The sequence below is a fragment of the Streptomyces sp. x-80 genome, assembly GCF_046549095.1.
GTDB classification, from domain to species: Bacteria; Actinomycetota; Actinomycetes; order Streptomycetales; family Streptomycetaceae; genus Streptomyces; species Streptomyces celluloflavus.
In genome coordinates, this window is sequence record NZ_JAJPWM010000004.1 from 1 (window position 1) to 18,119 (window position 18,119).

Annotated in this window: 18 protein-coding genes; 17 read left to right on the forward strand and 1 reads right to left on the reverse strand. The window is 71.0% G+C overall.

Going from position 1 to position 18,119, the window contains the following annotated elements; genetic code table 11:
• Nucleotides 1-175: 175 nt before the first annotated feature.
• From ACLJWH_RS08025 to ACLJWH_RS08105, 17 genes are all read left to right on the forward strand, one after another.
• On the forward strand, nt 176-841 hold the full coding sequence (locus ACLJWH_RS08025; protein WP_411140902.1) for an HAD family hydrolase: 666 nt from the start codon (nt 176-178) through the stop codon (nt 839-841).
• Between the two features lie 65 nt (nt 842-906).
• Nucleotides 907-1,755, forward strand: coding sequence for a class I SAM-dependent methyltransferase (locus ACLJWH_RS08030; RefSeq protein WP_411140903.1), 849 nt, complete (start codon nt 907-909; stop codon nt 1,753-1,755).
• 101 nt (nt 1,756-1,856) lie between these two features.
• Complete coding sequence (locus ACLJWH_RS08035) at nt 1,857-2,588, forward strand: aminoglycoside phosphotransferase (RefSeq protein ID WP_411140904.1); 732 nt, start codon at nt 1,857-1,859, stop codon at nt 2,586-2,588.
• Between the two features lie 200 nt (nt 2,589-2,788).
• Nucleotides 2,789-3,259 carry a formylglycine-generating enzyme family protein gene (locus ACLJWH_RS08040; protein WP_411141338.1) on the forward strand — a complete coding sequence of 157 codons (471 nt, stop codon included), beginning with the start codon at nt 2,789-2,791 and terminating at the stop codon, nt 3,257-3,259.
• Complete coding sequence (locus tag ACLJWH_RS08045; protein ID WP_411140905.1) at nt 3,256-4,362, forward strand: glycosyltransferase family 4 protein; 1,107 nt, start codon at nt 3,256-3,258, stop codon at nt 4,360-4,362. The genes ACLJWH_RS08040 and ACLJWH_RS08045 overlap by 4 nt, the downstream gene beginning before the upstream one ends.
• Nucleotides 4,359-5,159 carry a reverse transcriptase domain-containing protein gene (locus ACLJWH_RS08050; protein ID WP_411140906.1) on the forward strand — a complete coding sequence of 267 codons (801 nt, stop codon included), beginning with the start codon at nt 4,359-4,361 and terminating at the stop codon, nt 5,157-5,159. The genes ACLJWH_RS08045 and ACLJWH_RS08050 overlap by 4 nt, the downstream gene beginning before the upstream one ends.
• 23 nt (nt 5,160-5,182) lie before the next feature.
• A complete protein-coding gene (locus ACLJWH_RS08055; RefSeq protein WP_411140907.1) occupies nt 5,183-6,556 on the forward strand; it encodes a glycosyltransferase family 4 protein in 1,374 nt (457 codons plus the stop codon).
• Entirely contained in the window at nt 6,553-7,380 is an 828-nt protein-coding gene (locus ACLJWH_RS08060; RefSeq protein WP_411140908.1) for a 5'-3' exonuclease H3TH domain-containing protein, read from the forward strand. Before ACLJWH_RS08055 ends, ACLJWH_RS08060 begins: the two co-directional genes overlap by 4 nt.
• A 650-nt stretch (nt 7,381-8,030) precedes the next feature.
• On the forward strand, nt 8,031-9,893 hold the full coding sequence (locus ACLJWH_RS08065; RefSeq protein ID WP_411141339.1) for an ABC transporter ATP-binding protein: 1,863 nt from the start codon (nt 8,031-8,033) through the stop codon (nt 9,891-9,893).
• Nucleotides 9,894-9,964: 71 nt separating this feature from the next.
• Nucleotides 9,965-12,286 (forward strand): methyltransferase, FxLD system, encoded by a 2,322-nt coding sequence (gene fxlM / locus ACLJWH_RS08070; protein ID WP_411140909.1) that lies wholly within the window; start codon nt 9,965-9,967, stop codon nt 12,284-12,286.
• On the forward strand, nt 12,283-12,672 hold the full coding sequence (locus ACLJWH_RS08075; RefSeq protein WP_411140910.1) for a hypothetical protein: 390 nt from the start codon (nt 12,283-12,285) through the stop codon (nt 12,670-12,672). The genes fxlM and ACLJWH_RS08075 overlap by 4 nt, the downstream gene beginning before the upstream one ends.
• A gap of 119 nt (nt 12,673-12,791) precedes the next feature.
• A complete protein-coding gene (locus ACLJWH_RS08080; protein WP_411140911.1) occupies nt 12,792-13,910 on the forward strand; it encodes an NUDIX hydrolase in 1,119 nt (372 codons plus the stop codon).
• A gap of 235 nt (nt 13,911-14,145) precedes the next feature.
• The gene (locus ACLJWH_RS08085; protein WP_411140912.1) at nt 14,146-14,988 is read left to right on the forward strand and encodes a hypothetical protein; all 843 of its coding nucleotides are present in this window, start codon (nt 14,146-14,148) and stop codon (nt 14,986-14,988) included.
• Nucleotides 14,985-15,863 carry an endonuclease/exonuclease/phosphatase family protein gene (locus ACLJWH_RS08090; protein ID WP_411140913.1) on the forward strand — a complete coding sequence of 293 codons (879 nt, stop codon included), beginning with the start codon at nt 14,985-14,987 and terminating at the stop codon, nt 15,861-15,863. The genes ACLJWH_RS08085 and ACLJWH_RS08090 overlap by 4 nt, the downstream gene beginning before the upstream one ends.
• Nucleotides 15,864-16,010: 147 nt before the next feature.
• Nucleotides 16,011-16,202, forward strand: coding sequence for a hypothetical protein (locus tag ACLJWH_RS08095; RefSeq protein WP_411140914.1), 192 nt, complete (start codon nt 16,011-16,013; stop codon nt 16,200-16,202).
• A gap of 134 nt (nt 16,203-16,336) precedes the next feature.
• A complete protein-coding gene (locus tag ACLJWH_RS08100) occupies nt 16,337-16,834 on the forward strand; it encodes a hypothetical protein (RefSeq protein WP_411140915.1) in 498 nt (165 codons plus the stop codon).
• A gap of 32 nt (nt 16,835-16,866) precedes the next feature.
• Complete coding sequence (locus tag ACLJWH_RS08105; RefSeq protein WP_411140916.1) at nt 16,867-17,814, forward strand: hypothetical protein; 948 nt, start codon at nt 16,867-16,869, stop codon at nt 17,812-17,814.
• Here the strand turns inward: ACLJWH_RS08105 and ACLJWH_RS08110 are convergent.
• On the reverse strand, nt 17,809-18,114 hold the full coding sequence (locus ACLJWH_RS08110; protein ID WP_411140917.1) for a hypothetical protein: 306 nt from the start codon (nt 18,112-18,114) through the stop codon (nt 17,809-17,811). The genes ACLJWH_RS08105 and ACLJWH_RS08110 overlap by 6 nt on opposite strands.
• Between the last annotated feature and the right edge of the window lie 5 nt (nt 18,115-18,119).

Below are 18,119 nucleotides of genomic sequence, written 5' to 3' on the forward strand. Positions count from 1 at the left end.
CCCCTCCCTCCTCCGTGCTGTTCCCGGAACACCCGGGCCTCGAACTGCGCACCGCAGGTGGTCTCGCCCTGCTGTGGCCACAGCCTGCCGGAGACCTCCCCCGCCGCGTGATCGCTCTCGACGCCGACGACCGCGTGATCTTCGAACGTCCCCTCCACACGACCAGGAGCTCCGCGTGACCCGATCCCCCCTCGACAGACCGGAGATGCCCGCACCCAGCGGCATCCCCCGCTACGCTGCGGTGATCTTCGACTTCGGCGGTGTCCTCACCACGCCGATGGACGACACCGCTCGCTGCTTCGCTCGCGAGGTCGGCCTGCCGGACGACGCCTACCGCCATGCCGTCGCCGTCCACCCCACCGGTCGGCAGCTCTACGCGCAGCTCGAACGCGGCGAAATCTCCCAGGAGGAGTGGAACACCGGAATCGCCGCGCTGCTCGGCATCGACGGCACGAACCTCATGGGCCGGGCCCTGGCCACCCTCCGCCCTGAGGAGACCGTGGTCGCCGCCGCCACGGCGATCCGGGCCGCGGGACTGCGCACGGCGATCCTGTCCAACTCCATGGGCCTGACCCCGCACGACCCCTACGAGCCGTGGTCGCTGGACGCCTGTCACGACATCGTCGTCTTCTCCGAGCAGCACCGCCTGCGCAAACCGGAGCCGGAGATCTACCAACTGACCCTGGACTTGCTCGGACTCTCGGGACCCGAGTGCATCTTCGTCGACGACAACCCGGCGAACCTCGTGCCTGCCGAAAAGCTCGGGATGACCACGATCCACGCGACCGCCCCGGCCCTCACCGTCGCCCAGCTCCAGCGGTTCGTGCCCCACCAGCAGTAGCCCGTCACCCCCTCGCCGCGGGCGTCCCGTCGATGCCCCCGGCGATCACACAGCGAGGAGAGTTCATGCAGCACGAGCGAGTCGCAGCCGGCTCCGCCCCCTACCGCGCCCCCGGCGACGTCTTCACCGGGACCGCCCGCTACTACGCGGACTTCCGCCCCGTCTATCCGGCGGAACTGATCGACGTCTGCGTGCAGTTCGCCTCGGCCTTTCCCGGCCGGCGCGTCCTCGACCTGGCCACCGGTACCGGCGCTGTGGCCATCGCCCTGGCCGAGCGAGGGGGCGACGTGGTGGCCGTCGACCCGTCCTCGGAGATGCTCGATGAGGCACGGCGCAGCGCCGCCGAGCGCGGCGTCACGAACGTGGACTGGCAGGAGGGCAGTTCGTACGGGCTGCCGGACTTCGACGATGTCGGTCTGGTGACCATCGGTGATGCCTTCCACTGGATGATCCCCCGCTCGGATGCTCTGGCCGCCCTGGACCAGCGGGTGGTGCCCGACGGGGCCGTCGCTCTGCTGTCCCATCGCTGGCCCGGTCATCCCAAGCCGTCATGGGATCCGTTTCTGAACCGGGTCCGGGCACGTCACCTCGGCCCGACGTTGACCGCGGGCCCCACCGGGGAAGTCAGCCGCGACGAGGTGGGAACCCAGGAGGACGTATTCCGCAACTCCGCGTTCTCGCACCTGACGAAGATGACCACGGACTACACGCTGAACGTCACCCTGGACCAGCTCGTCAACTGGCAGTTCTCGCAGGCTCAGACGTCCATCCCGGTCCTGGGCGAACGCCGTGGAGCGTTCGAGGCGGACCTGCGCGCGACCCTGCGAGCGTGGGAGCCGTCCGAGAGGTTCGAAGAGATCAGTCAGGCCCACCTCCTCCTTGGACGACGACCGAGCGCCCGCGGCGGGCGGTGACCTTGACGAGGCTCAGCTGGGAAGGTCTCCCCTGCGCCGTTCGCGCGGCGGTCGAGGCGCGGGTCGGGGCCGTCAGCGGCTCGGCCAATGCCGCCGCGGGTATGAACTCCACCGTGGCCTGCGCCCTGCACACCCCGTCCGGGACCGTGTTCGCCAAGGCCGCCGAGCACGGCCACCCCTGGGCGGCGCAGCACACCGAGGCAGCGATCAACCCGCACGTCACGCCCGTCTCACCTTGCCTGCTGTTCCGCGTCGAGAGCAGCGGATGGGACGTGCTGGTCTTCGAGTTCGTGCCCGGCCGGTCCGCGGACCTCGGTCCCGACTCGCCGGATCTAAACCTGGTCTCCGACGTCGTGAGCATCTTGGGCCGGCTTCCGCTCCCGGATCTTGCCTTGCCCACTGTCCAGGAGCATTTCGCCAAGGACGCCGAGTCGGAGGACCTGGAGCAGCTCGCGGGCCGGGATCTGCTGCACTTGGACCTCAACCCCGACAACATCCGGGTGGGAACCAGGGCGCAGGTCGTGGACTGGGCCTCCCCGGCCGTCGGGGCCGCGTGGGTTGATGTGGCCGGGCTGATCGTGCGCCTGCTGGACGCCGGCCACACGCCCGAGACCGCTGACCGGTGGGCGCGGCGGCTGCCGGCCTGGCACGCCGCGCCCGCTTCGGGCATCGCCGTGCACGCGGCGGTGAACGCCCGCTCGTGGGCCAGGACCGCACAGAAAGCGCCGTTTCCGTGGGCGGTGCGGCTGGCGGACGCGGCCGAGCGGTGGCTCCACTACCGCCAACGACTCGACCACGTCGCCGGGTCCGGCGGCGCTCAAGGGGTGTGGTGAGGGTGCCCGAGCAGGGCCGTCTTTCGGGGCCGGCAAGTCCGCGTGTGCTGGTAAGCGGGCCAGTTCCGCCGGCCGGGAGCGTGCCTGCTGCCCGGGACGTCTCCACGGTAGCCGCCGGCCTTGATGCGGTGCAGTGGATTCGCATATCCGGGGGCCGTGTCCCGGCGGGCGAGTGGCATCCCGCCCAGGACGTGCCGGATGTGTGGTGGGCGGCGGCCCCGCTGGCTCAGGACGGTCTTCCCGTGACCGGCCTGCCCCTCATCCAGGCGGCGCAGCTCGCGGCCCTCCTGGGCGGGCAGGTGCCGACCTCGGCGGAATGGGAGTGGATGGCCGGCCGCGGCAGGCGCCGCTTTCCATGGGGCGACGAGGCGCCCGCGGCCGGATCAGCCAACCTCCGCGGTCTTGGCCCCGGTTGCCCCACGCCAGTCGCCGCCCACCCCGCCGGCCGCACGCCCGAGGGCCTGTGGGACGTGGGTGGCAATGTGTGGGAGTGGACCACCGCCCCCTGGCGCCGCGACCGCGTCGCCCTCCTGCGCGGCGGGTCGTACCAATCCCTGGTCCAGTACGCCTCCTGCGCGCACGCCAACGACGTCCCCGGCCACTTGTCCTCCCCCGGCATCGGGATCCGGCCCGTACGCCGCATCCCACCGACGAATGGAGCAGACGCGTGAACATCGCCTTCGTCCTGTTGACCCACAACCCTGACGAGCCCGCGGGCATCGAACGCAGCGTCGCGGCGCTCGCGGAAGGACTGCGCGACCTCGGGCACCAGCCGCTCATCGTGGCCGCCGGCCCCGCCACCGCGGGTGACCCCGCCCACCTGATACGGCTGTCGTCCCTGGCCCTGCCGCGTCCCGCCGTGGAGGAGGACCTCACCCGCCTGCTCACCGACCCGGCTCCCGTGGAGAGGGAAGTCCGTGGCCTCCTCGCCGACCGCCGCGTGGACCTGGTGTGCTGGGTGGACGCCGCATGGGGGCTGGGCTACCTCAGTCCGGCGCCCGCCGGCACCGCCACCGCGCTGATGGTCCACGTGCCGCGCACCGACGCGCCCCTGCACGAGAGCCTGCGGCACCGGCCCGGCCGGGTGGTGACGGTCAGCCCGTTCATGATCCGGGAGCTGGCGAGGCAGGGCATCGACACTGCCTCGTGGGCCGTGGTGCCCAACGCGCTGCTGCACGAGGTGCCCGCACCGTCGCCGGCCGCCCGGGAGGAACTGCGCAGGAGCGGTTCGGTACGGATCGTGGCCCGTGCCGAACCGCACAAGGGCATCGCGGAACTGCTGCGCGCGTTCCCCGAGGATCTCGGCCGTCCGGTGGAGATCGTCCTCGCTGAGGCCGGCTTCGAGTACTGGCCCGGCATGCAGCAGGACGTGGTCAGCGAGTGCCAGGCTCTCGCCGAAGAACTGCCGCAGGTCCGCATCCTGCCCGGCATGCCCTGGCAGGAGGTGCCCGCCTTCCTCGCCGGCGCCGCGGTCGCCGTGGTCGGCTCGACCAGCCCGGAGACGTTCGGCAACGTGGCTGCCGAGGCGCTGTCCGTGGGCACGCCCGTCGTCGGGTACGGGCTCGGTAATCTCCCCGACCTCGTCGGTGAGGCCGGGCGGATGGCCGACCTGGCCGAAGGCGCTGACCGGCTGTGGCGTGGCCTGGCCAGCTTCCTGGAGGATCGCGTCGGCTACCACGCGGCGTCCCAGGAAGGCCCCCGGCGTGTCAGCGCGCATCACCCGGCCGCGGTGGCGCGCGCGTTCCTCGATGCGACCGCCGGGGTCCGGCGGTGAGCGGGCCGGCCGCGCACTCGCTGATGGGGCAGGTGACCGGCGAGCGGGCCCTGAAGCGGGCGGCCCGGCAGTGCATGGGTCGATCCGGTGCTCCGGGCGCCGACGGCATGTCCTGGCGGGCCTTCCGTCAGGACATGCCCGCCCGCATCACCGCCCTGTCCGCCGCCCTGTCCGAGGGCAGCTGGCGGACGGGGACGCCACGGATCGAGCAGTTCGACGCCTGGGGCAAACGGCACACCATCGCCATTCCGACCGTGACCGACCGCATCGTCCACCGCGCGCTGCGCAACGCTGTCGAAGCCGTCCTTCAACGCGATGCCTACCCGCCGTGGATGTACGGCTGGCGGCCCCGGGCCGGACGCCCGCTGGCCGTGGCCGCCGCCGACCGGCACCTGCGCAGCGGACGGAGCTGGGTCGTCGACGTCGACGTCGCCGCCGCTTCCACCGGCGTCGCGCTGGAAGACGCGATCACCTCCGTGGCCCGGTTCGTCCACGACGGCAGCCTGCTGGCGCTGCTGCGCCGCGTCCTGACCGCGCTGCCGGACCCGCTGGCTCCCGGCAGCGGCCTGTCCCCCATGCTCACCAACTTGCGCATGACCCCCGTCGACCTCAAGCTGGCCGGTCACACGGCGGTGCGCATGACGGACAACTACACCCTCTTCTGCTCCGCTATCCCCGAGGCGGAACGCGCCTACCAGCACCTGGTCGCCTTGCTGCACGCGTACGGGATGAAGCCCGCTTCCGTGAAGTCGAAGATCTGGCGGCCCAACGCTGAAGACCTCTACGCCGCCGGATGATCCCACCCGAGAAGGAGAAACTCGTGCCCGCCAGCCGCGCGCTGCTGTACTGCGCCGTGAACGGCATCGCCAACAACACCAACGGCATCGGCCGCCAGACCAAAACACTGCTGGGCGTCCTTGAACAGCACCACGACGAGATCACCGCGCAGGCCGGCGCCTTCGTTCCGTATCTCGCCGTACCCGACCCGGGCCCGGCCATCTGGGGCTACAACCCGGCCGACCTGGCCTACGCTCGGCAGGTCGTCGAACGGCTCGGCGGCCGGATCATCGCCCTGCCCTGGGACACAGCCCAGCCCCTGTGGCGGCCCAAGACCTGGCGCGCACTGTCCGCCCAAGCAGCCCGCGCCGCCGCGGATTTGGCCGACGAGGTCGTCGTGATCGGCGTGGACACCCCCTTCGCCGGGCTCGCCCACCACGCCGACGAGCACGACAACGTCGACACCCTGATCGCCTTGTTCTCCACCGCGCGGATCACCGAGCGGCCGCATCCCGACCCCGGCCGCCTCGCCTGGGAGAGGCAGGCCATCGCCGCCGCCAACCGGAGCCGCCGCGGTTGGGTGGCCGACATCGGCACCTTCCTCACCACGCATCTCCACACCGAGTACGGCCTTGACCCCGCACGGCTGCGGCCGTGGCCCTCCGGGCTCCACCTGGCCTCGACGGACCTCACGCCGCCCACCACCGCCGAAGCGGAACAGGTCGTGCGCGGCTACGACATCCCGGCCCACCGGCCGGTCGTCGCCGCCATCGGCCGCACCGACCACACCAAGGGACTGGACCTCCTCATCGAGGCGTTCGCCCCGCTGCGAGACCAGGCCCACCTAGCCATGATCGCCGTTCCCACCGACGACGACCGGGCCAAGCTGCTGGCCGTCTACCGCCGACGGTGCACCGACCTCGGGCTCGACGCCACCGTCATCGGACGGTACGACCGCGCCCTGCCCCGTGCCCTCGCCGCTCTGCCGGCCACCCGGGCGATCGCCGTCCCCAGCCGCGGCGAGACGCTCGCGAACATCGTCTTCGAGACAGCGCTGTGGGCCCAGCACAGCGGCGCGGTCATCCTGGCGCCCGCCATCGACGGATTCCCGGAGCAGATCACCAACGGACACAACGGACTCCTCTACGACCCCGCCGCCCCCGACGCACTGACCGCCGGCCTGCAACGCGCCCTGCGGCTCGCCCCCGACCAGCGCGCCGCCCTGCGCGCCGCCGCGCACCGCAAGGTCGTCGCCGAGCGGGACGCGGCCCGACACCTCGGCGCGCTGCTGGCCGGATTCTGGCTCCCTCGCCCGGGTCCGGTGACTACACTCATTGACCATCCGGACACGGATGCCCGTCTGCCGCGGTCACAGGCTCCTACCAGCACGCACCATTCCCTGGAGGCCGCGCCATGACCGTTCCCCTGCTTCTGGTCGACGGCCACAACCTCCTGCACCGGGCCTGGTTCGGGTTCGCCGCCCGGATCTGGAACCACGACAAGAGCATCGATCGCACCGGCGTCTTCGGCTTCGCCGCCCTCCTGCGCAAGGCGCAGGAGCAGCACGCTTCCAGATCCGAGGTCTTCGTCGTCTTCGATGCCGAAGACGGCTCCCAGGCCCGCGCCGAACTCGACGGCCAGTACAAGGCCCAGCGCGCCGCACCTGATCTCGGAATGATCGAGTCCCTCCCCCTGGTCAAGGCGGCCCTCGATCACTGCGGTGTGCGGTGGATCGAGCAGGACGGCTGCGAGGCCGACGACGTCATCGCCACCCTCACCGCCCAGGCCCGTGCCGGCGAGCGCCCGGTCGAGGTGATGAGCACTGACAAGGACTACATCCAGCTCCTGGCCGACACCGGCGTCCGGCTGCTCAATACCGGCCTGGCCCTGGAGCGGCGGTACACCACCGGCGCCCACATCGCCCCCCGCTACGGCGTTCAGGCCGAGCAATGGGCGGACTACCGTGCCCTGACCGGCGATCCCGCCGACAACATCGCGGGCCTGCGCGGCGTTGGCCCGAAAACGGCCGCGCGACTCCTGGCCGGCGGAAGGCGCCTGGAGCACATCCCCGCCGATGAACTCCGCCCGGCCTGGCACGAGCAGTGGCCGCAGGTCCAGCAGTGGCGCGAGATGATCAAGCTGGATACGAAGGCGGATCTGCCCGAGGACCTCCTCGCCGGTCTGCCCACGCCTTCGCTGCCCAGGGCGCCGGCCCTCCTGGAAGCCCTTCGCCTGTGGTGATCCCCGGCTCCCAGAGGCGCCGGGAGCAGTCCGGCGCCTCCTTCGACGAGGAGTCACGGCGTCTTCCGCGCCGCGCGCGGCACCCCCGCCCGGCATCCGAACCGCGTCCCTGACCCAGTAGGACTCAAGAGCGCCACTGCGCGTCTCCGGCGGTGCCCCCGCGCACCGGGTTGCCCTCACCTGCCCGGCCGGGTTCCCGTCGTACGCAATCCCCCGCGGGAGTGACACGGCCTGATCGAACGAGTTTGAGAGAGCACCGCCCAGAGCCTGCGCATCCAACATCCGGCATGAGAACTCGTGTTCAGAGAATGCCCGGTTCCGGGCCGTGACGGGACCAGATCCCGCGCGTTTCTAGAGCACCAGTGCCAAGCCGACGCCCAGACGGAGGACGCCATGCATCCCACCCCCGCTCCCACGCACCCGTCCCCCGGAATCGAACAGCGGCCCGCCCTGGCCGCGCACGGCGTTGACGGCAACCGCAGCTCAGCGCGACCGGATACAGGGTGGGCGGCATGAGCGAGCCCACCGATGCATCAGCCGACAGCGTCCCCGGGCCGCGCACCGCCCCGCGGGCGACGTCACCCGAGCCCGCAGGAGCCCAGCCCCAACCGGACACCGCGGACGCAACGAACCCCGACAGCGCACCGCAGATGCGGTACGTCGACCTGACCGGCAGCCGTGAAGCGGCCGGACGCTCGATCCGGATGCGCGACATGGCCCGGCGCCTGCCGCAGCTGGTGCGGCGATCACTCGCTCTGGCCTGGCGGGTCGACCGCAAGGCCACCGTCGGCCTGCTGCTGTGCCAGGCCGCCACCGGCGTGATGCAGGCCCTCGGCCTGATCGCCGTGAGCGGCACCCTGAGCGCCTTGCTGGCCAGCGGCGACGTTTACGACCGGCTTCTGCAAGCGTGGCCGTCGGTTGCGCTGCTGGCGGCCGCGGCCGGCGTACGCGCCCTGCTGGGGATCACCGTGACCTGGCTGTCCTCCCGGCTCGGCCCGCTGATGTCGCGCGAAGCCGAGCAGCTGCTGCTCACCGGCTGCGCCGAGGTCGAGCTGTGCGCCTACGACGAGCCCGACTTCAACCGTGACCGCGAGGCCGCCGACCGCGGTGCGCAGGTCACTGGAGACCTGATCAACGAAGGCCAGGACCTGATCGCCTCCGGAGCCTCCTTCCTCGCCGGCGCGATCGTGTTGGCCGGCGTCCACTGGGTCCTCCTCCCTCTTCTCTTCGCAGCCAGCCTTCCCCAGGCGTTGGCCCAGGTCAGCGCCGCCCGCGTGCGCTACCTGGCGAATCTCCGCAGCAACGGCGACAACCGGATGCTGTCGGTGCTGCGCTGGCACATCTACACCAGGGACGCCGCCGACCAGATCAGGGCCGGCACCATGGCCGGATTCCTCTCGGACCGGTACCGGCAGACGGTGGCCCGCATCAACCGCGAGGACCGGGCGGCCGCCGACCAGAGTGCACGCATGTCCCTGGTCGGCGCCTTGTGCGGAGGCATGGGATCCGCGCTCGTGTGGGCCGCTGTCGTGTGGCTGCTGGCCACCGGCCGCATCAGCGTCGGGCACGCCGGCACGGCGGTCTTCGCCTTGCAGACGGCGGGCCAGTCCGTCCGCGGACTGATGGCCATCGGCGCACGCGCCGTACGCACCGGCTTGTACATGGACGACTGGAGCAACTTCCTCGACAAAGCCGGCGGCTTTCGCATGCGCCGGGGTACGCGCCGTCCCGAACCGCCGAAGACGATCGAGCTCAGGTCCGTCTCTCATCGCTACGCGGGCAAGGACCGGGATGCGCTGTCCGACGTCTCCCTCACCCTGCGCCGGGGAGAGGTCACCGCCCTGGTCGGGTTCAACGGATCGGGAAAGTCGACGCTGTCGAAATTGGTGAGCGGCCTATACCTCCCCACAACTGGAAAGGTGCTGTGGGACGGCGCCGCGACCGCTGACGCCGAACCGCTGGCCTTGTGGAAGCAAGTGGCCCTGGTGCCGCAGGAGTACGCGCGCTGGCCCCTGACGGTGCGCGAGAACATCACTCTCGGGCAGCCCTCGCCGCGCGGCGACGCGGCCGTACACGAGGCGTGCGAAGCCGCGGACGCCGACGAGGTCGTCGACAAGCTCGGCGCCGGACTGGACACCCTCCTCGCCCGCGAGTGGCTCAACGGGGAGGAGCTGAGCGGCGGACAGTGGCAGCGCATCGCGCTCGGGCGGGCGTTCTTTCGGCAAGCGGGCCTTCTGGTTCTCGACGAGCCGACCGCGAACCTTGACCCACGAGCCGAATTCCGGATCTTCCAACGACTTCGTGGTCTGGCCCAGAACCGCATAGTGCTCCTGGTGACCCACCGCATCACCAACGTGGCCGTGGCCGACCGGATCGTCGTTCTCGACGAGGGCCGGATCGTCCAGGAGGGCACCTACCAGCAGCTCTCACAACAACCCGGAATCTTCCAGCAGTTGCTGTCCTACCAGGTCACCTCCGACCAAGACGACGAGAAGCACGAGGCGCGCACGTGAACGCCCACAACCTCTCATCACGAAGCCCCTTGACACCGACCACCCCGCCTTTCACGAACGAGGAGCGATCTGTGGGAATCAACCGGACCGACTGGTCCGAGCACTACAGCAGCGGGCAGAGCTTCCGGCAGCTCGGGGACGAGGAGAAGGGCCTGCTCATCGAGCACGCCCCGGCGCCCGAGGGCGGGCGCGCGCTCGACGTCGGCTGCGGAACCGGCGAGATGGCCGTCCACCTCGCTTCCCTCGGGTACGCCGTCGACGCCGTGGACTTCGCCGTGGGCGCGCTGGAGCGGGCCCGCGCGGAGCACGCCGGAGCGGAGGGGGTGCGCTGGCTGTGTCTGGACGTGGAGCACGACGGCCTGGCCGACCTCGCCGAGGACGGTTACGACCTGGTCGTGCTGCGGCTGTCCATCGCTTTCATCCGCGATCGCGCCCGTGCCCTGCGCCGTCTGGCCGCGCGGCTGCGCGAGGGCGGGGTGCTCGTCATCATCACGCCGGTCGTGGAGCACACCGCGAAGGAGCGACGCCACATCGCGCTGGACGAGAGCGAACTCGCCGCGCTCACCGACGGGTTCGAGCACGTCGACCGGTTCGACGCGCAGGGCCTGGCGGTGCTGGCCTTGCGCGGGACGGCCGCATTGTTCAGCGCGGAGGAGAAGGGGCGGCCCGAGCCGCAGGCCGTCTTCGGTGCCGCGGTGGTGGTCACCGACGCGTCCGGCCGGGTCCTGCTGGGCCGCTCGACCCGCGGCATGTGGGAGCTGCCCGCAGGCCGCATCGAGACGGGCGAAGCCGCGCCGGCGGCCGCTGTGCGGGAGTTGGCGGAAGAGACCGGACTGGCGGCGCGCGTGGAGGACGCTCACGTCATCACCGTGCTCCACGACGACCGTCTTGACGTGCGTCGCGTCACCGCCGTGGTCCGCGTCACCAGCTGGGACGGTGAAGTCGGTCTGCCCGAGCCTCACCGCTTCGTGCGCTGGGAGTGGCACGACCTGCACACCCTGGCCACCCTCGGGAAGATCTTCACGCCCAGCACCCAGGCCCTCACCGCCGTGTGGCCCGGGGTGCTGCCAGGGCTGCCGCCCGTCCACTCCTACGCGTGCTCCACCGCAGTCCCGCCGGTATCCGGGGAACCTGCCGAGGCCGCCCGGCTGCGCGAGCGGATGGCGGACATCGTGATCGGCAAGGGCTGGGCGCCCTCCCCGCGGGTTCAGGCCGCCCTGCGCGAGGTCCCCCGGCACCGGTTCGTCCCCGAGGCTTCGCTGGAAACGGCCTACCACGACGACCTCGCCGTGGTAACCGTCCGGGAGTCACTCCAGACCGCACTCAGCTCCGTCTCCGCGGCCTGGCTTCAGGCCGACATGGTCGAGCAACTCCGGCTGGAGCCGGGGATGACCGTACTGGAAGTCGGGTCGGGCGGGTACAACGCGGAACTCCTCGCGCACGTCCTCGGGGACCGCGGCCAGGTCATCACCGTGGACGTCGACCGGTTCGTGGTGCACCGCACGCAGCGGCTGTGCGCGGAGGCCGGCAGCGGAAGGGTGACCGCCGTCCTCGGCGACGGCGGCCTTGGCGCACCCGGTCATGTTCCGTCCGGCGGGTTCGACGGCGTGGTGATCACGCACAACGCGGTGGACATCGCCTCGGCCTGGCGGGACCAACTCACCCAAGGGGCACGACTGGTCGTCCCGCTGGAGCTGGGCGGCTACACGCGCTCGATCACCCTGGTCCGCCGCGGTGACGTGCTGCACGCCGAGCACTGGACGTACTGCGGTTTCGTGCGGGACCGCGGTGCCGCCGGCCGCACCGCTCCGGCCGTCCGCCTGGCCGACGGGGAAGTCACCGTGCGGTGGGAGGACGGTGCCAGCGGCGACACCACCGGGCTTGAGGAGGCGCTGCGCGGCCCCCGGCACGAGATCAGCACCAATCTCGTCGTCCCCGGCATGTTCAACTTCGAGACGTTGCAGGTCTACGCCGCGACCACCCTGCCCGGTTTCTGCCGGCTGGCCGCCCCGGAAGGGTCCAAGCTCGTAGCGCAGCAGGACGCGGCCGCGATGCTGATGGACGGCTCTCTCGCCTACCTCACGCACGGCCAGATCAAGGACGGTCCGGCGCCCGCCGACCGCCGCTACGAGTTCTTCATCCACGCCTACGGCCCGGCTGGCGCCGAGCTGGCCGAGCGGTTCGCCTCGTGCGTGCAGAGCTGGGACCGGGACGTGCGCGAATCCGGATACCCGCCCATGAGCGTCCACCCGGCCGGAGCGCCCGACGACCAGTTGCCGATCGGTGACGTGCTGGACAAGCCCTCCGCGCGGCTCGTCTTCCAGTGGCCGGGCCGTACTTGCTCCGCCGGTGAAGACCTGAGCGTCGCCTCGCCCGTCCAGGGGGCAGTGTGACGCCACGAGTGGATGTAGTCCTGCTGGCCATGGGCGACCGCCCCGAGGCGGAAGCACTGGCGCAGAAGACGACGCTGCTGGGCCAGGAAGAGGTCGAGGTGCGGATCGTTGTGGTGGGTAACGGGTGCGTCCCGCAGGCCGTGCCGCCCGGTGCGCTCGCCGTCGCCCTGCCGGAGAACATCGGCATCCCCGGTGGGCGCAACGCGGGTGCCGACACGCTGCGGCGGATCGGCCGGCCCGGCAGCCGTACGGGTGGCGGGTCGACGCCGCCCGCCGCTTCGTCCACGGCATGGGCGCACTCATGGCCGGCCATGAGCCGGCATCGCCATCAATGTGCTCGGCAGCTACGGCGTGTGCCTCGCCTGGAACGCCCCAGACGCTCGTGAAAACATGCCCCGTCCGTGGCAGCAACGCCCCGCCGGTAGATGGCACGGCAGGTGATCGCCCTCCCGTCGGCGCCGCGTCGGCGGCCTTCCCCACGTTCTCCGCCAAGAAGGAGCCCTTGATGGACGCCTCGCTGGATACGAGCCCCGCTGGCCTTCCCCGTCAGCCGCGGATGTCCGACGCCGAGTACGCCCGGTCCCGGCACGCGGTCTGGATGAGCGCTGCGGCGCTGTTCACCGACCCGCTCGGCCGTGTCCTGCTGGTCCAGCCCGCCTACCGTGAGCAGTGGCTGCTGCCCGGCGGGGCTGCCGAGCGCGGGGAGAGCCCCGCGCATGCCTGCGCGAGGGAGGTATACGAAGAACTCGGCCTGGCGCGGCGACCTGGGCGGCTCCTTGCCGTGCATTGGCTGTCCCCGGGCCACCCGGACGTCCGTGCCGGGATGGCCATGCCCGGTGAGGTCCGCTACATCCTGGACGGCGGCACCCTCACCCAGCAGGAGATCGCGACGCTGCGCGCACCCGCTGATGAGCTCCTGGGATTCGAGTTCGTCGACTCGACACAGGCACGCGAGCGGATGATCCCGGTCGACGGGCAGATCATGCTCGCCGCGCTGCGGGCCCGCCTGTCCGGCACGACCGCACACCTGGAGGGCGGCCAGCACGTCGGGGAGGCGCCGCCGCTGGACCGCCACGACGTGTACGTCCGGCCGCGGGCCGGCCGTACGTGGCCCTGGCATCCGGCACCGGTGCCGGACGTTCTGCCGGTGAAGCAGGCGTGGGGGTGGCTGTTCGCGCCAGACGGCCGCGTGGTCCTCGTCGTCGACCCCGGCAACCGGCTCCCTACCCTTCCGGGCGGCACCGTCGAGACCACGGATGCCACGCCCGAGGACACGCTGCGGCGCGAGGCGATCGAGGAGGCCCAGGTGACGATCGGCGACGACATCGTACGGCTGGGCTGGGTCTATGACGCGACCGGTGACGTCTACGGCGGGATCGGGCCGTGCGCACGCCTCCGTCTGGCCGCCCCCGTCACGGAGGTCGGACCGTCCGAGGTGGATCCGGCCACCGGCCGCACCTTCGCGCGGCTGCTCGCCACCCCCGATCAGGCGGCCGCGCTCTTGGGCTGGGGCGAGACCGGCTATCAGCAGGCCGAACTTGCCGCCCGCTGGGCGCACGAACGGTGGGGCATCCCCCACGCGGTGCCAGGCCCGATCAGCGAGCTCCGCGCGGCGCGCTCATGAGCATGCCCTCATCCCCGGCCCGGGGACCGCCCTGCTCCGGCCCATCTCTACGACGCGATCGAGCATCGCGCGCGAGTACCTCCGTACTCGCGCCTGTCCGAAATGGACCGCTATCAACAGCAGGGGAAACTGTGCATTGCACCCGCGCCATCGCCCACGCTATAGCCCTCCGCCGTCTGGCCGGGATTCGGCCGCGTCGCGTCCGCGGGCGCCGCGCCCGAAACGGGAGGGCGGCATGACCCAGCTGCGGATCGTCTCCTACAACACGCTCTTCGGCGGCCGAGACGACGGTCTCGGCACCGACGTCCGCTGGCAGGCTGCCGCACGGTTCCTCAGGTCGCTCGACGGTGACCTGTACGCACTCCAGGAATGCAACTTCTGGAACCTGCTCGGCCAGCAGCGCCTCCACCAGGCCCGCGGACAACTCGGCATGACCTCGGCTTACTTGGCCGAGGCGAACAGCACCACCGCAGACCACCGATTCCATACAGCCCTGCTGGCCAACCCGCGCTGGGACGTGATCGGGCAGGGCGCCGAGCGGAACAAGTACCACCATGTCCTGGGCTGGGCGAACACCCGCGTCGACGGCAGCGATGCCGTGTGGAGCATCCGGCACGTCCACCTCGACCCTTTCTCCCCGGCGCACCGCGCCGCCGAAGTGGAGCCGCTGCAGACCCTGGCCGCGCCTGGGCGGCTGTCTCTGGTGCTCGGCGACGCCAACATGCTCGGCCTTGGGCACCCCGAGCCGGACTGGCGTCCGCTGCCGCGGCATCTGCACCACACCCAACTCGTGCGGGACGAGCACGGCCGGCTGGTAGCTGACCGTACGGCCGCGACCGTACTGGAGAACGCCGGGTTCATCGACGCCGCCCATCACGTCGGCGATGACCGTCCCACCGGCGGCTTCGGCAAGGACGACGTCGAGCGGCGCCAGGACTTGTTCCTGCTCAGCCCTGCCCTCGCCGAAGCCATCGTGGCGTACGACGTCCACACCGAACCCATCTCGCAGGGCTTCAGCGACCACTGCGCTGTCTCCCTCACCCTCGACTGCGATCGGCTTCCCGGAGGTATCAAGTGAGTTCGCATCCGCTCCGCATCGGCACCTACAACATCCACGAGGCGGACGGCGACCTCGCCGAGCGCCAGATCGAGATGCTCGCCGCCCACGACCTCGACATCCTCAGCGTCCAGGAATGCGGCGGCACCGGCTGGCTGGACAACTCCGACCCAAAAGCGTGGGAGGGAACCGGCCCCGTCCTGGAACGCTACGCCCGTGGCCTGGGTATGGAAGGCGCCGCGGCCCGTAGCCGCGCCGACCACCGGCATACCGCGCTGCTGTGGCGCCGGGGCCGCATCCGCCGCTGCTCCACGAACGACTACTCCCGCATCGCGCACCGCACGTTCGCCCAGCACCGCCTGGACGTCGACGGAGTCGGCGCCGTCAACGTGATGGCCGTGCACGCCCACCACGCCAATGGCGAAGTGCGCTACAGCGAGGCCAAGCACATGGCGCGTCTGGCCGCCGGGCCTGGGCGGGCCGTGCTGGCGGGCGACTTCAATTCGGTCCACGGCCGCCCCTGCGGGGCACGGTGGGAGCACCTCGCCGAGCCGGACCTGGAGCCGGACATCAGCCTGCTGCCCGACTACATGCTCGCCTCGCAGGCCCTGGTCGACGCGGCCGGCGACCCTGTCCTCGACGAGGAGGGACGCCCGCTCTTCGACCGGCGCCCCAGCAAGGTCCTCCAGGTCGGCGGGTTCCGCGACGCGGCCGCCGAACTGCTCCCGCCACCGGAGCGGCTGCAGACCGGAGCGTTCCTGCACGACGACGCGCCCCGGCGGCTGGACCGCGTCTACACCTATGGGCTGGCCCCGGTCGCCTTCGAAACGGTCGAGGACGCCAAGGCCCAGCTGTCCGACCACTACCTGGTCATCGCCACCGTAACTGTGCCGTGACACCCCCTTATAGCTAACGTCCGGTAGGACAGGGAGAGTTGAACTGCGCAAGTTCATGGGCCCCAACCGGCTGCGGGGCAGCGAGGACGGCCCGACGAAGACTGGGTCAAGCCCCACCTGCTGTGACTTCCCCAGAGTGAGCCGCAGGTGTTGGACTACTTCCGGCGACTGCGCGAGATCGCCGAGCTGTACCCCGACGTGATCACCCCGATCGCCGACGAAGACCTCCACCTGACGGTCCAGTCGGTCAAGCAGCACAACGAAGGCGGCGTACATGTGGACGACGAGCAGCTCGCGCGCGCCGCGGGGAGAGGTAGGTCTCGTCGTCGGGGATGGTGACCTGGAGCTCGGCGAGGGCGTCGTTGATCCAGTTGTGGGCGGCTTCACGGACGAGGTCGCGGCCTAGCACAGCAGCGAGCTGCCCGGACCTTGCTGCGCAACCAGGGGTACGGCGACGAATGGGGGGTCTCACTTTGACCTCGCTTTCGTCCATCGCCAACACCAGCGAGATCCTGCCAATTCTGCGGGCCGCCGGAATCGCCGGACAGCCGGTTGAGCAGGCGCTTGACTTCCTCGTCGGTCCAATCCCGGAGCACCGCCAGCCCCACCACAAGGGCTGCCGGAGAGGAAGCCACTCGATCCTGAAGTGGGCGACCACCAATATCCGGATCGGGCTAATACGCCGACCACAGACGCTGCACGGCAGGAACCAGGTCCAGTATGCGGTGGTGTGCGGTCCGGCGCAGGCTGGAGGTATGGCTGCTCCCATCACCGTGCACCGGCTCGACGCCGAAGGCGGCCGCAGGGTGGCCGTGCGGCTGTCGGGCCGTACGCAGATCCTCGGTATCGCCTACGCCGACACCGATGTCCTGGAGTTTTTGCGTCGCGCGGGTCTGCCGGACGCCGAGGTGCTGCTGGATGACCCGGCGTGGGTGGAATGGCACGGGGCCGGCCCCCACGAGTGGGCGTGATCCGTGAACGCAACTACCGGTAGCGTGAACGGATGAGCGATGGAGCGAGCGTTTCCTGGGCGAGGGCGGTAGAGCAAGCCCGTGCGCTGTTCCGCTGGCACAGGGTACGGCGGCTCGATTGGGAGGCGCAGGAGCTGCTGTGGGCGCAGACGGTGCTGGCGGTCATTTTGTGGCGTACGGCGCGAGAGCAAAAGTGCGCCGTTGACGACATCACGGTCTCGGCCGCGGTCGTCGCCGCCCAGCGTGCTGCGAAGGCTGGGAGTCTTCATTCCGGGCTGCTGCCCACGCTCGGGCCACGAGACGGTGAGCTGCCTCCGCCCGGGGACGCGGCGGATGCCCTGCGGGCGGTGGAGCAGGTGCTCTCCGTGCATGTGCGAGGGCCCGTCGTGACCGGGGCCACCCCTGGCCCCGGCCAGCTGGGGTACGTGGTCCGGGAGCTGCGCGCCGACCCTGCGATGCCCGGTGAGCACGGCGGGTGGGCACCTCTGCTGTCCGTCGCCCGCTTTCACATCCGTACGGTGGGAGAGCAGTGGCGCAGCAGTTTGTGGCAAGTTACCGGGCACGACCACGTGGCGGCCCGTGCCACCGGCCTGGTCACCACCTCGCTGCCGGCCTACGACTACCCCCCGGCTCCGGATCCGATCACCCGCACGCACCCTTCCTGGCTGCAACGGGCTTGCTGGCTGACGGGTCTGACGCCCACGTTGCACACCGCCGGCAAGATGCTCCCCCGCAGCGCGCAGGGCACGCTGCGTCCGCTTCACATCGTGTTCCAGAGCTACGCCGGGCTGTGCGCCTCATTGGCTCCGGCGGTCGGAGAGTTGGAGGCTCTGTGGGCCCGCGGAGACGTATCGGACTGCGATGCCTGGGAGCTGGAGCATGTTCCGGCACCACTGCTTCAGCAGACGATGGATATCGAGGTGGCGGTCAACCGGCTGGCCGTCTTTCTGGGCTCCATAAGCCGGATCGACGCGTCATAGGTGCTTGGCGGTGTCCAGACGCTGCCACAGCTTCTCGACCGCCGCGACCAGCTGCTCGGGTTCAGTGCCGTCCAGCGGTCCGCTCTGGGCCTCGGGGTCCGTGGGCCTACCGCCGGCTATCCACCGGCCGGCGAATAGCTCCACTGTGGTGTCATAGAGCGAGGTGTTGATGCCCAGCCACCGCTCGCCCACCAGGATCCGCTCCTGGGTCAGCCCGAATGGCTGGCAGCGAGCGTGGCCCCAGCCGCGTGCCTCCACGATCTGCCGTGCGATGGTCGCTGCCATAAGCCCCGCTGCCATGCTCT

Excerpts from the sequence above, each read along its gene's own strand:
- ACLJWH_RS08030 (WP_411140903.1), top strand. The coding sequence starts at position 907 with ATGCAGCACGAGCGAGTCGCAGCCGGCTCCGCCCCCTACCGCGCCCCC.
- ACLJWH_RS08035 (WP_411140904.1), top strand. The coding sequence starts at position 1,857 with ATGAACTCCACCGTGGCCTGCGCCCTGCACACCCCGTCCGGGACCGTG.
- ACLJWH_RS08060 (WP_411140908.1), top strand. The coding sequence starts at position 6,553 with ATGACCGTTCCCCTGCTTCTGGTCGACGGCCACAACCTCCTGCACCGG.
- ACLJWH_RS08065 (WP_411141339.1), top strand. The coding sequence starts at position 8,031 with ATGCGGTACGTCGACCTGACCGGCAGCCGTGAAGCGGCCGGACGCTCG.
- ACLJWH_RS08080 (WP_411140911.1), top strand. The coding sequence starts at position 12,792 with ATGGACGCCTCGCTGGATACGAGCCCCGCTGGCCTTCCCCGTCAGCCG.
- ACLJWH_RS08085 (WP_411140912.1), top strand. The coding sequence starts at position 14,146 with ATGACCCAGCTGCGGATCGTCTCCTACAACACGCTCTTCGGCGGCCGA.
- ACLJWH_RS08105 (WP_411140916.1), top strand. The coding sequence starts at position 16,867 with ATGAGCGATGGAGCGAGCGTTTCCTGGGCGAGGGCGGTAGAGCAAGCC.
- ACLJWH_RS08110 (WP_411140917.1), bottom strand. The coding sequence starts at position 18,114 with ATGGCAGCGGGGCTTATGGCAGCGACCATCGCACGGCAGATCGTGGAG.